Origin of the sequence: Cognatishimia sp. WU-CL00825, from assembly GCF_040364665.1 — a bacterium.
Taxonomy (GTDB): domain Bacteria; phylum Pseudomonadota; class Alphaproteobacteria; order Rhodobacterales; family Rhodobacteraceae; genus Cognatishimia.
The window spans coordinates 972,703-984,839 of sequence record NZ_BAABWX010000001.1 but is presented as its reverse complement, the minus strand read 5'-3'; the positions used below and the strand labels follow the sequence as shown (position 1 = coordinate 984,839).

Genomic DNA, 12,137 nt, shown 5'->3' with positions numbered 1-12,137 from the left:
GGCGAAGTCAATTCAGTTGCGCTGTGGCGTTTTTCTTGCGGTTGTGACGCAGCAACCAGACCCCAAAGCCAAAAACCATAGACAGGCCAGCCAACAGGCCCAACATGTCACCGGCGAGTTCGGATGCCATTGCCAGATTGTCGGCAAACCCATAACCCAACCCCAGGTAAAGCGTGACCCAAATGCATTCGCCAAGTGCGGCAAACAGCGTGAAGCGCCAGAGGGGTAAGCCTGCGGCACCGCTTGCAAAATTGATATAAGGACCAAGCGGGGAAAACAGCCAACGGCTGAGAAAAACCCCCAGACCACCCCATTGGATCAGATAGGCTTCTGATCGTGCCATCATGCGGGCGCGGGCTTGGGTCTTTCCCATAAAGCGCGCGAGTGGTTCACGGCCTTTGGCCCCGATCTGATACCCAATCTGGTCGCCACATAGCGCGCCAGACAGCGCCGCCAGCAGGCTGGAATAAGCGTCCAGATCTCCGGTTGCAATAAAGGCACCAGCCGCCAGCATCAGCAGGGAGGAGGGCACGGGGACTGCGAGACAACTGAAGAAGGTGGTGAGAAACAACAGCGCAATGCCATAGTTTGCCAAGGCTGAGATCAGGGTTTCAGTCATGACCGGGGTTTCTGCTGCGCCAAAAGCGCTTGGACTTCGTCAATCACCTGTTGGACCGGCACGCCACGTTGGCTTGCGATCCAGTTCAGGGTTGGGCGCGCCTTTGGCTTACCCGCGCCCAGCGCGACCGCATCGCGCACCTCTTTTGGGTCGATGCCCCAGGAATGCGCGATATAGCGCGGTGTCATCCAAGCTTCGGGGGATTGATTGCGGTGGGCCGGATCAGACCAGTAAAGCAGATCCAGAACCATACGCGCCGCAAAAAATACGGTCACAGCCAGAGCCAGTAAAAATCCCGGCGTGGCGATTGGATGAGATTTGAACAGGCGCAGCATAACGGACGTCTCTTTGGAATAGTGTGATCAAAGGCTATGGAGGGGGCTTTGGCAAGGGGTTAACGCGTCAGCTCGCGCATACCTTCGTCCAGCCCGGACAATGTCATCGGAACCATGCGACTTTGAAATATCTCGCGGATCATGCTGATGCTGTGGGTATATTGCCAATGGGCTTTGGGCACCGGGTTGATCCACATATGATTTGGCCATTGCCCGCAGGCGCGCTCTAGCCAAACCTGGCCCGATTCTTTGTTCCAATGTTCGTTGGCACCGCCCGGATAGGCGATTTCATAGGGCGACATCGAGGCGTCCCCCACAAAGATACACTTATAGTCTGCTCCGTAGGTGCGCAGCAGGTCATGGGTTGGAATTTGATCATTCCAGCGGCGTGCATTGTCTTTCCACACACCTTCGTAAAGGCAGTTGTGAAAATAGTAATGTTCAAGATGTTTAAATTCAGAACGGGCGGCTGAAAACAGCTCTTCGACCACCTTGATATGCGAATCCATCGACCCGCCAACATCGAGCAGCAGCAGAACTTTAACCGCGTTGCGGCGCTCGGCGCGGGTTTGCACATCAAGGTAGCCATGTTCGGCAGTGGCGCGAATTGTGCCGTCTAGGTCAAGCTCTTCGGCGGCGCCGTCGCGCGCCCATTTTCGCAATCGTTTGAGTGCAACTTTGATGTTTCTGGTGCCAAGTTCGACATCGCCGTCCAGGTTCTTAAAGGCCCGTTTGTCCCAGACTTTGGCGGCGCGCTGATGGCGGCTTTCTTTTTGGCCAATGCGCACGCCTTCGGGATTGTAGCCATAGGCCCCAAAGGGCGACGTGCCTGCGGTGCCGATCCATTTGTTGCCGCCCTGATGGCGACCCTTTTGGTCTTTCAGGCGCTCTTTGAGCGTTTCCATCAGTTTTTCAAAGCCGCCAAGCGCGTCGATTTCGGCTTTTTCTTCCGCGCTCAGATGCTTTTCAGCCATTTTGCGCAGCCAGTCTTCGGGGATATCAACCGCATCCAAAACCTGTTGCGTCGTGATATCGCCCAAACCGTCAAAGGTGGCCGCAAAAGCCCGGTCAAATTTATCAAGGTTGCGTTCGTCTTTGACCATGACGGTGCGGGCAAGATAATAGAATGTCTCGGTGTCATAGGTCGCCAAGCCGGTTTTGAGCGCCGCCAGAAAACTGAGATATTCGCGCAGACTGACAGGCACGCCAGCAGATCTTAGGTTTTCAAACAGCGGTCGAAACATACTTTACGAGACGATTTTTTCAATCACGAGAGTTACAATGAAACCCGCCACTGCAAAGGCAATTGCATAGGCAATGATATATTGCAGAATGTCGGGCAGGCGGCCCTTGCGGCGTTTTGCAGTGAGACCACCCAAAATTGCGCCAACCAGTGCGGCAATGATTACGATCATGGGCTAGAAGCTCCTGTTGTGTGGATTGAGGGCGGCGACCTCGCGTTGCTTTGCGCGCACCGCCCATTCTGGGCCAAAGCCGTATCGCGCCCAGCCCAAACTGTCCAGATGTGCTTGTTGGGCTGCGCCCATTTCGCCCATCATGGCCAGAGCCTCGGATTTGAGCAGCAAAAGCGATGACAATAAAACAGCGTTCTCAAACTTATGCGCTGCGGGCAGGTTGGCTTGGATCAAGCTTAGGGCGGATGTCGCGTCCCCGTTGGCAATGGCAAAGGCGGCCAATTCTGCGGCTACTTGCGGACGATGCGGCCCTTGGGCTGCGGATTGGCCAAAGAATTTGTCGGCCCAAAGGTAATGCGCATATGAGAGATCTGGGTGCCGGCGTTTTAGCAGTCTTGCCAGCGCATAATGGCTAAAGCCGCGCCGGTGATCTGACCAACCATATTGCTTTGCCAGATCAATGGCGTTCTGTGCTTCGGACAAACGGCGTGCATTTGGCGTGCTGGGACCAAGGGCATATTGAATGGAATTGATCCATTCGCGTGGCGTTGGTGACACATGTGCAGTGGCGTTTGACGCCCCCTTTGGGTTCAGCCGCGCAAATATTTCCGGCAAGCGCTGCGCGACAGCTTCGCGGCTCATGCCATTTTGTAACCTGGGATCGTAATGTACGCGCAACATCAGCATGTCAAAACTTGTCAGCACAGTGTGAAAATTGTCGTCGTTAAAGACGCTGTCATTCAGGCGATAAAGGTCATTTAGCGGGCCTAGCGCCTGCGCCAATTCCTCGTGCAAACAGTCGCGCACATCTTGTGGACTGGTGTCAAAAGGTAGAAATATCGCAAGTTTCTTGCGTTTTTTCAGCGCAATCCAATCGGTTTTGGGTGCGTTTTTTGAGCGTCGATAGTCAGACAGGCTGTCAACATTGGGCACGACAAAACAGGCCGCGTGCGGCAAGGCCTGTCGAATGTCTTTTTTGGCAACCGAGTGAATGGTGATCTGGGCCGAACCCTGGGACACCTGTAATATATCAAGTCCTGCTTCGGCTCGAAGGCGGCCGAGCAGCTGTTTGAGGTCTGAACGCAATGTGGCGGTGTTGCGCCCTTGAACTTTCACGCGAATTGGTGTGTCAAACCGTGTGAAATGAGACAAATTTCGGCCGCTTTCCAACGAAAATGCCAGATCGAGAAAGTCCTGAGCCATGTCGCTGTTTGAGCGTTGGGTAGCGGCAGGTTTGGCTGCGGTGAAGGCTTTGATGGGGGGCAGCGTGTTGTCGGCCAATATCGAGCGCGTTGGATTTGATTGCGGGGCCGGTGCGGAGCAGGCCGTCAAAACAGCCAGGGCAAGAAGGCTTGATTTACGTTTTAGAAAATCCCTCAACGCCCCGACCTTGCCATAAAGGCCAAGCGCTCAAACAGGTGCACATCTTGTTCGTTTTTCAACAAAGCCCCGTGCAATTTGGGCAATAAATTGGCCCCCTCGCGCTTCAGGTCTTCTGGCGAAAGATCTTCTGACAGCAAGAGTTTCAACCAGTCAATCACCTCGGATGTCGACGGCTTTTTCTTGAGCCCCGGCGTGTCGCGGATTTCATAAAACTGCGTTAAGGCCGTAGTCAATAATTGTTCTTTGATATCCGGATGATGGACTTTTACGATGGTTTGCAGGGTTTCTGCATCGGGGAACTGAATAAAGTGAAAGAAACAGCGGCGCAGAAAGGCATCTGGCAGTTCTTTCTCATTGTTTGAGGTGATGATGATAATTGGCCGGTGTTTCGCCCGGATGGTTTCGCCGGTTTCATAAACATGAAACTCCATCTTATCGAGCTCTTGCAGCAGGTCATTTGGGAACTCGATGTCAGCTTTGTCGATTTCGTCGATCAGCAACACCACTTTTTTGTCTTTTTGAAAGGCTTCCCAAAGCTTGCCTTTACGTATGTAATTGCCAACGTCATGCACGCGTTCTTCGCCCAGTTGACTGTCGCGCAATCGGCTGACGGCGTCATATTCATACAATCCTTGCTGGGCTTTGGTTGTGGATTTTATGTTCCATTCGATCATTTCCAGTCCCAAGGCCGTTGCAACTTGTTTGGCCAATTCGGTCTTTCCGGTGCCAGGTTCGCCCTTGACCAGAAGCGGACGCTCTAAGGTGACGGCCGCATTGACAGCCACGGTTAAGTCGTCGGTTGCAACGTAGTCTTTGGTGCCTTGAAATTTCATGTGCAAGTGCCTGTCGGTCAGAGTTCGGGCGTAACCTAGCGTGAACGTAAATTAGCCGCAATGCGGTGTTATCAGGTAGTGACAAAAGCAATGGTGTGAGTTAAATCCCACCGCAGAGAGGGGGCTTTATGTCGACGCGTATTACCAAGTTAGACACGAGCCACGATGAGGGAGCGGAAATGAAAGCAGAGGTTTTCCTGCCCGAGGACTATCGTCCCGCAGATGATGAACCGTTTATGAACGAACGGCAGACCGAATACTTTAAACGTAAGTTAAACGATTGGAAACAAGATCTTATCGAGGGAAGCCGCGATACGATTGAAGCTTTACAAGACAACACTCGTAACATTCCGGATATCTCGGATCGTGCAAGTGAAGAGACTGATCGGGCGCTTGAATTGCGCACACGTGATCGTCAGCGCAAGCTGGTTGCAAAAATCGACTCGGCGCTGCGTCGGATTGATGAGGGTGAATATGGTTACTGTGAAGTGACTGGTGACCCTATTTCCTTGAAGCGTTTGGATGCACGCCCAATCGCGACCATGTCGCTTGAGGCACAAGAACGCCACGAGCGCCGTGAAAAGGTACACCGCGACGACTGATCGCAGGTTTAACGTTGAAATAGGAAACGCCGGGGCTTTCGCTTCGGCGTTTTTCGTTTCACAAGTAGGCATGGCATTACTTGGAATGAATATCGCTGTTTTGGGTGGCGGCATTGGCGGGCTGACTGTGGCGCTGGCACTGGCCCAACGTGGCGCACAGGTGACTGTTTTGGAACAGGCCGAGGCGATCAACGAAGTTGGGGCTGGCATTCAGGTTGGGCCAAATGGCATCTGCGTGATGCGCGCCCTTGGGCTAGAGCAGGCGCTGGCCGCCAGTTGCGTCAAAGCTAAGGCGGTTGAGTTGCGCGACTATAAGCGGGGTGACTTGGTTACCAAGCTAGATTTGACGCAGCTTGGGCCAGATCAGCCGTATTATTTTGTGCACCGCGCGGATCTTATCAATCTGTTGGCAGAAAACTGCCGCGCAGCTGGCGTTAGTATTCGCCTTTTGCAAAAGGCGGTTGATCTGGTGCCCGGAGCGCGCCCTGAGGTGCAATTGGTACAAGGGGCAAATGTAAAGGCAGATCTGGTTGTGTGTGCGGACGGTCTGCATTCTGTTGGCCGCAAGGTTTTGAATGGGGCATCCGCACCGTTTTTCACCGGGCAAGTTGCCTGGCGTGCCACCGTGCCAAACCATTTCGGCCATCAAGCCGTGGCGCAGGTGCATATGGGCCCGAAACGCCATGTGGTTAGTTATCCGCTGCGTGGCGGAGAGCTGGTGAATTTGGTCGCGGTGCAAGAGCGTGGCGAATGGGCCGAGGAAGGCTGGGCCTTTCAGGATGATCCACATAACCTGCGCCGGGTGTTTTCGGATTTTGGTGGCGACGTGCCGGGCTTGTTGACCGCCACAACAGAGGTTGGTTTGTGGGGGCTGTTCCGGCATCCGGTGGCCAAGCGTTGGTTTGGTGAAAATGTTGCCTTGCTCGGGGATGCGGCGCATCCAACTTTGCCTTTTATGGCACAGGGCGCGGTGATGGCGATGGAAGACGCTTGGGTGTTGGCAGACAGTCTGGCGACGTGCGAGGACAACGCAGCGGCACTGGCGATGTATCAAGGGCGCCGGTTTGCGCGGGTGACAAAAATTGTGGAAACCGCCAATGGCAACGCCAAGAAATACCACCTGTCCAACCCCATCCTAAGAAAAGCCGCACATGGGGCAATGCGGGCGTTGGGAACGGCGGCACCTGCAAAAATGCTGGGACAGTTTGACTGGATTTACCGCCACGATGTGACCAAGTCAGCCTAGGCGCTTTCGGCGCCTCTGGGTTCTTAGCTAGTCTGTGGGGTTGTCTGAGCGGGACTTTGTCTGGCGCGGGCGCCACGCCATGTTCATATAGGCGTCACCGGCGCGCAGCTCTTGTAGCATGATCGCCAGTCTTTTTGCCTTGGTTTCTGGGCGTTTGGCACGAATGATCCAACCAAGATAGTCGTTTCGTTGATACCACGGGCGCTCTTCGTAACGGCCCGACAAGTCATTTTCTTGCAGAGCTTTTTGCACCGAGTCAGGCATTGGGTTTTTGGGGCGACTCATTTTTAGGCTCCGGATCGATACTGAAGCCTATCACAGAACATAAATACAAAAGAAACTGCACGGATTCAGGTGCAGGAGACGGGACTTGGTCAGGCTGCCAATTCGACCCAGACCGGCACGTGATCACTTGGTTTTTCCAAACCTCGAATGTGCTTGTCGATTTGACAATCCAGCAACAAATCAGCGCATTGCGGCGAAAGCAGAAAGTGGTCAATGCGTATGCCGTCATCACGGTTCCAGGCCCCAGCTTGATAATCCCAGAACGAATAATGTTCAGGTCCAGGCGTGCGCGCGCGGAAAGCCTCGGTGAAGCCAAGGTTTAGCAGGCGGCGATAGGCAGCGCGACTTTCAGGACGCGCCAGTGCGTCTTCTTGCCAAGCCTCGGGTCGGCGTGCGTCTTCGTCTTGTGGTATGATGTTGTAATCACCAGCCATAAGAAACGGTTCTTCGGCTGCCAAAAGCGTTTGAGCACGCGCGTGCAGACGTTGCATCCAGGCCAGTTTGTAATCGTATTTTGGGCCGGGCACCGGGTTGCCATTTGGCAAATACAAACCGCAGACGCGAATAGGTGTGTCGCCCATGACTGTTGCTTCGATCCAGCGGGCCTGTTCGTCGTCCGCGTCGCCTGGCAGGCCGCGTGAAATATCTTCGAGCGGCAGCTTGGATAGAATCGCTACGCCGTTGAAGCTTTTTTGCCCATGGGTTTCGACCTGATAGCCGCGATCTTCGAAAATCTCGCGTGGAAAGCCTTCGTCGACGGATTTGATTTCCTGAAGCAGCGCCACATCGGGCTGTGCTTCGTCAAGCCATGCAGGCAGAGCGTTGATACGGGCTTTGATACCGTTGATATTGAACGTAGCGATTTTCATGTGGGGACTATGGCGTTATCAGGGGGGACGCTCAACCCGAATTAAGGTGCCCAAATGAAATACTCTGTCGAATTAGAAGTGAAGTTGCACCGCGAACGGGTGGTCGAACTTTTGACGTCACATGACAATCGCAGACGCTGGCAAAACGGTTTTATTGGTCACGCGCCGCTTGACGGAGAGCCCGGCACTGTGGGCGCGACAACGCAGCTGACCTTTCGGGTGGGCGAGCAGCAATTTGAAATGATCGAAACGATATTGGCGAAAGAGCTGCCCGAGATGTATTGCGTCTCATATGTCTCGAGCCAATCGGCCAGCATTTCAAAGAACAGTTTTTTTGAAACTCAGAACGGCACCACCTTGTGGCGGGTAGACATGCAGATGCGTGTAAACGGCCTGTATAAAATCATGGCGTATTTTTCAGCCAATGGCTTTCGCAATCAGACCAAGCATCTGATGCGCAGTTTCGCTGATTATGCTGAAAGGTAAACAGGTTACATCGAAAAGCTTGTGCCACATCCGCAAGAGGACGTGGCATTTGGATTCTCGATCACAAACCGCGCGCCGATCAATTCTTCGGTGAAATCAATCACGGCATTTTGCAGGAACGGCAGCGAAATTGTGTCCACCAGAACTTTTTCACCTTGGCCTTCCAGCACCAAATCATCGGCCAAAGGGGCATCGAGCTTGATTTCATATTGAAAGCCTGAACAGCCGCCACCTTCGACAGCAACGCGCAGCCCTTGGCCCTGATCGCCAGCCCCGATTTCAGCCAGACGGGCAAAGGCTCGATCGGTCACTTTAGGCGGAAGTTGCATTTTGTCACTCCTGACAGGCATTTGGGCGGTTGCGCCCGGTGAAGATTGTTCGCAGAGTGCAATATATGAAACCAGAGCACAGGCCACAAGGACAAGCGGGATGAACTTGCCAATTGCGTCGGATCCAACGCTTGCCAGAGGGCGTCGAGTTACCGAAGAAGAAAGCACATTTCGCTCGTGTTTTCAAAGGGATCGCGACAGAATTATTCATTCCAGCGCCTTTCGGAGATTAAAACATAAAACCCAGGTTTTTGTTGAACACGAGGGCGATTATTTTCGCACCAGACTGACCCATTCAATCGAAGTGGCACAGGTGGCGCGTACAGTGTCTGGGGCTTTGGGTCTGAATGCAGAGCTGACAGAGGCCGTGGCCCTGGCACATGATTTGGGGCACACGCCCTTTGGACACACGGGCGAAGATGCGTTGGATCAGTTGATGTTGCCCTATGGTGGGTTTGACCACAACGCCCAAGCGGTACGGATCGTGACGGCCCTTGAACGGCATTATGCCGAGTTTGATGGGTTGAACCTGACGTGGGAAACCCTGGAAGGCATCGCAAAACACAATGGGCCAGTGCTTGGCGAGATCCCTTATGCACTGGCAGATTATAATGCTCTGCATGATCTGGAATTGCACACCCATGCTAGCGCCGAGGCACAGGTGGCGGCATTGGCGGATGATATTGCCTATAATAACCATGACTTACAGGATGGTTTGCGGGCTGGGTTGTTTACTGAAGCCGATATTGAGCGCTTGCCGGTGATTGGGCAGGCTTTTGCCGAAGTTGATCAGATCTATCCTGCGCTGCAAGCCAATCGGCGTCGACACGAGGCGCTGCGGCGGGTGTTTGGGGTGATGGTGTCAGATGTGATAGAAACTTCAAAGGCCAGAATTGCAGAATGTGGCGCGGTAGATGCGCAAGCGGTGCGTGATCTGGGCCGGCCGGTCATCGCGTTCTCTGACGTCTTTTTGGAGCAACTAGAGGTCATCCGGAACTTTCTGTTTTCACGCATGTATCGCGCGCCATCGGTGATGGAAAAGCGGGCGCAGGTCACACAGGTGGTCGAGGCGCTGTTTCCCTTGTTTATGGATCGCACGGATTTACTGCCTGAGAACTGGCAAGAAGATCTGCGACAATTGCCGGATGAAACAGCGATTGCGCGGCGGGTCAGCGACTATATCGCTGGCATGACAGACCGGTATGCCTTGACCGAATATGAGCGGTTGCTGGGCGAGAAACTGCCCTTATAAGTCATAAAATTAAGGTATCTGCTGCATTTTGCTATTCGTTGCGGCGTTTTTGTTGTAAGCGCCTCGCATGACCAGTTTCGCAGGTAAAACCATCTTTGTAGCGGGGGCCGCGTGCTCTTTGGGCGAACGGCTTTTGCCGGTGTTTGTCGACCAACAGGCGCGCGTTATTCTGATGGATCAGGATAGTGATCGCTTGCAAAACATGGCGATGCGCGCGCCCAATTTGATAGAGCATTTGCCAATCAGGCTGCTAAGCTTGGCCCAGATCAGGCAATTGGGCGCGATTTGGGATGAAGAACCCTTGCATCTGTTGATCAACCTGTTGCCGATGCGCCGGCAGGACCCAGAGCATGTGCTTGCCGGGGTGTCTTTGGCACTGATTGAGGCGTTGCATCTTGGTCTGAAAAGCGCTCGCGGGGCCGCAATCAACGTCGTGCCGCAGGCGCATGGGGCGGACGATATTGGCTTTCAAATGGCGGAAAGCGCTTTGCGAAAGATGTCGGCTGCATTGGCAGAAACAGATTGCAAGTGCGCTGTGCGATTTCACTTGATCCGACCGCACAGCGCATCAGATGAAAACGCGATTGTGCAAGCCATCAGCTGGATCAATCACCGCGATGCCTCAGATTTGACCGGGGTAGAAATTCCAATTGGGTCACCTGCGGATTGACGTAGGCGCTGGCAGTGTTAAACCGCCTTCAAAGTATAAGGACATATTCGATGAACCTGTTTTCTGAAATCCGCACATTGGTCATTGACCAATTGACCGCCATGCAAGCCGAAGGTGCGTTGCCAGAAGGGCTGGATTTCACCAATGTCGCTGTCGAGCCACCCCGCGATGCGGCCCATGGGGACATGGCAACCAACGCGGCTATGGTTCTGGCAAAGCCTGCCAAAATGAAACCTCGTGATATCGCAGAGAATCTGGCGACCAAACTGGCGTCTGATGCGCGGGTGGAAACCGCCGAGGTCGCAGGACCCGGGTTTTTGAATTTACGTTTGGCCGCGGGCCTTTGGCGCGATCTGGTCAAGAATGTGCTGCAAGCAGGCGCGGATTTTGGACGCTCTGACATGGGGCAGGGCAAACGGGTGAATGTTGAATATGTTTCGGCGAACCCAACAGGGCCGCTGCATGTTGGTCATACGCGCGGCGCGGTTTTTGGCGATGCCTTGGCCTCGTTGCTTGATTTTGCCGGTCACGAAGTGACGCGCGAATATTACATCAACGATGGTGGGGCGCAGGTCGATGTTTTGGCGCGCTCTGTCTTTCTGCGGTATCAGGAAGCCCATGGTCAGGAAGTGGCGTTTGAAGATGGCACCTATCCGGGTGAATATCTGATCGATGCAGGACAAGCGCTGAAGGACAAGGTAGGCGATGCGTACCTTTGCAAGGGCGAGGATGTCTGGTTGGCAGAAATCCGTGAATTTGCCACCGGAATGATGATGGATTTGATCCGTAGCGACTTGAAGGCGCTTAACATCACGATGGATAAATTCTATTCGGAAAAATCATTATATGGCACCGGCCTGATCGAAGCCGCCTTGGCGTCGTTGGATGCCAAAGGGCTGATCTATGAAGGTGTACTTGAGCCCCCAAAAGGCAAAAAGCCAGAAGATTGGGAACCACGGGAACAAACCCTGTTCAAGTCTTCTGATCACGGGGACGACGTAGATCGACCGGTTAAGAAATCTGATGGCTCATGGACCTATTTCGCGCCTGATATTGCCTATCATTACGATAAGGTTCAGCGCGGTTTTGACGAGTTGATTGATATCTTTGGCGCGGATCACGGTGGCTATGTCAAACGCATGAAGGCCGCGGTGTCTGCCTTGTCTGATGGCAAAGTGCCTTTGGATATCAAGCTGACGCAGCTGGTGAAGCTGTACAAAAACGGCGAGCCATTCAAGATGTCAAAGCGGGCGGGCACATTTGTGACCCTGCGCGATGTGGTGGATCAGGTTGGCGCGGATGTGACGCGTTTTGTGATGCTGACCCGTAAAAACGATGCGCCACTTGATTTTGATTTTGACAAAGTGCTGGAGCAATCCAAGGACAACCCGGTGTTTTATGTACAATACGCCCATGCGCGGGTGTGTTCCGCTGTGCGTAAAGCAGCGGAAGCAGGGATTGATGTGTCTGATGCCACGCTGGCAGAAGCAGATTTGTCTGATCTGTCTGATGTGGCCGAAGTCACGGTTGCCAAGAAGCTGGCGGAATGGCCGCGTTTGGTGGAAATCGCCGGGCGCACCAATGAACCACATCGGGTGGCGTTTTACCTCTATGAATTGTCCAGCGATCTGCACAGCTTGTATCATGCGGGCAAAGACAACGCTGATTTGCGCTTTGTGCAAGAGGGCAACGCCGCCGTGACACAGGCGAAAATCGCGCTCGCGCGTGCAGTAGCCGTTGTTATTTCCTCTGGTCTTGGTATTCTTGGGGTAACTCCTGCGCAAGAGATGCGGTAAAATCGGCACATGGTCAG

The 12,137-nt window shown here is 53.7% G+C and carries 15 protein-coding genes; 6 read left to right on the top strand and 9 right to left on the bottom strand.

What is annotated here, in order from left to right; translation table 11 throughout:
• Positions 1–7 precede the first annotated feature (7 nt).
• From ABXG94_RS04840 to ABXG94_RS04815, 6 genes are read right to left on the bottom strand one after another with little or no spacing between them, the layout of a single operon-like run.
• Complete coding sequence (locus ABXG94_RS04840) at positions 8–619, bottom strand: DedA family protein (protein WP_353532661.1); 612 nt, start codon at positions 617–619, stop codon at positions 8–10.
• Positions 616–954, bottom strand: a complete 339-nt coding sequence (locus ABXG94_RS04835) for a hypothetical protein (protein WP_353532660.1) — start codon at positions 952–954, stop codon at positions 616–618. Before ABXG94_RS04835 ends, ABXG94_RS04840 begins: the two co-directional genes overlap by 4 nt.
• A 59-nt stretch (positions 955–1,013) precedes the next feature.
• Positions 1,014–2,198 (bottom strand): vWA domain-containing protein, encoded by a 1,185-nt coding sequence (locus ABXG94_RS04830; protein WP_353532659.1) that lies wholly within the window; start codon positions 2,196–2,198, stop codon positions 1,014–1,016.
• A 3-nt stretch (positions 2,199–2,201) separates the two neighbouring features.
• A complete protein-coding gene (locus ABXG94_RS04825) occupies positions 2,202–2,369 on the bottom strand; it encodes an apolipoprotein acyltransferase (protein WP_353532658.1) in 168 nt (55 codons plus the stop codon).
• A gap of 3 nt (positions 2,370–2,372) precedes the next feature.
• Positions 2,373–3,749, bottom strand: a complete 1,377-nt coding sequence (locus ABXG94_RS04820) for a DUF2927 domain-containing protein (protein WP_353532657.1) — start codon at positions 3,747–3,749, stop codon at positions 2,373–2,375.
• Positions 3,746–4,585: an AAA family ATPase gene (locus ABXG94_RS04815; RefSeq protein WP_353532656.1), complete on the bottom strand. Its 840-nt coding sequence runs from the start codon at positions 4,583–4,585 to the stop codon at positions 3,746–3,748. Before ABXG94_RS04815 ends, ABXG94_RS04820 begins: the two co-directional genes overlap by 4 nt.
• 179 nt (positions 4,586–4,764) lie before the next feature.
• Between ABXG94_RS04815 and dksA the strand changes: the two genes are divergently transcribed.
• Both dksA and ABXG94_RS04805 read left to right on the top strand, forming a co-directional pair.
• Positions 4,765–5,187 (top strand): RNA polymerase-binding protein DksA, encoded by a 423-nt coding sequence (gene dksA, locus ABXG94_RS04810; RefSeq protein ID WP_353534004.1) that lies wholly within the window; start codon positions 4,765–4,767, stop codon positions 5,185–5,187.
• A gap of 70 nt (positions 5,188–5,257) precedes the next feature.
• Complete coding sequence (locus tag ABXG94_RS04805) at positions 5,258–6,433, top strand: FAD-dependent monooxygenase (RefSeq protein WP_353532655.1); 1,176 nt, start codon at positions 5,258–5,260, stop codon at positions 6,431–6,433.
• A gap of 27 nt (positions 6,434–6,460) precedes the next feature.
• On the opposite strand, the gene ABXG94_RS04800 is transcribed toward ABXG94_RS04805, so the two are convergent.
• Positions 6,461–6,718 carry a YdeI/OmpD-associated family protein gene (locus ABXG94_RS04800; RefSeq protein ID WP_353532654.1) on the bottom strand — a complete coding sequence of 86 codons (258 nt, stop codon included), beginning with the start codon at positions 6,716–6,718 and terminating at the stop codon, positions 6,461–6,463.
• Positions 6,719–6,807: 89 nt separating this feature from the next.
• Positions 6,808–7,587: an exodeoxyribonuclease III gene (xth, locus tag ABXG94_RS04795; RefSeq protein WP_353532652.1), complete on the bottom strand. Its 780-nt coding sequence runs from the start codon at positions 7,585–7,587 to the stop codon at positions 6,808–6,810.
• A gap of 54 nt (positions 7,588–7,641) precedes the next feature.
• Here xth and ABXG94_RS04790 point away from each other — a divergent pair, with 54 nt between their 5' ends.
• On the top strand, positions 7,642–8,073 hold the full coding sequence (locus ABXG94_RS04790; protein WP_353532650.1) for an SRPBCC family protein: 432 nt from the start codon (positions 7,642–7,644) through the stop codon (positions 8,071–8,073).
• Positions 8,074–8,078: 5 nt separating this feature from the next.
• Here ABXG94_RS04790 and ABXG94_RS04785 read toward each other — a convergent pair whose 3' ends face one another.
• Complete coding sequence (locus ABXG94_RS04785; protein WP_353532648.1) at positions 8,079–8,402, bottom strand: HesB/IscA family protein; 324 nt, start codon at positions 8,400–8,402, stop codon at positions 8,079–8,081.
• Between the two features lie 100 nt (positions 8,403–8,502).
• Here ABXG94_RS04785 and ABXG94_RS04780 point away from each other — a divergent pair, with 100 nt between their 5' ends.
• From ABXG94_RS04780 to argS, 3 genes are all read left to right on the top strand, one after another.
• Positions 8,503–9,654, top strand: coding sequence for a deoxyguanosinetriphosphate triphosphohydrolase (locus ABXG94_RS04780; protein ID WP_353532646.1), 1,152 nt, complete (start codon positions 8,503–8,505; stop codon positions 9,652–9,654).
• Between the two features lie 67 nt (positions 9,655–9,721).
• On the top strand, positions 9,722–10,324 hold the full coding sequence (locus tag ABXG94_RS04775; RefSeq protein ID WP_353532644.1) for a hypothetical protein: 603 nt from the start codon (positions 9,722–9,724) through the stop codon (positions 10,322–10,324).
• 50 nt (positions 10,325–10,374) lie between these two features.
• A complete protein-coding gene (gene argS / locus ABXG94_RS04770) occupies positions 10,375–12,120 on the top strand; it encodes an arginine--tRNA ligase (RefSeq protein WP_353532642.1) in 1,746 nt (581 codons plus the stop codon).
• Positions 12,121–12,137 lie beyond the last annotated feature (17 nt).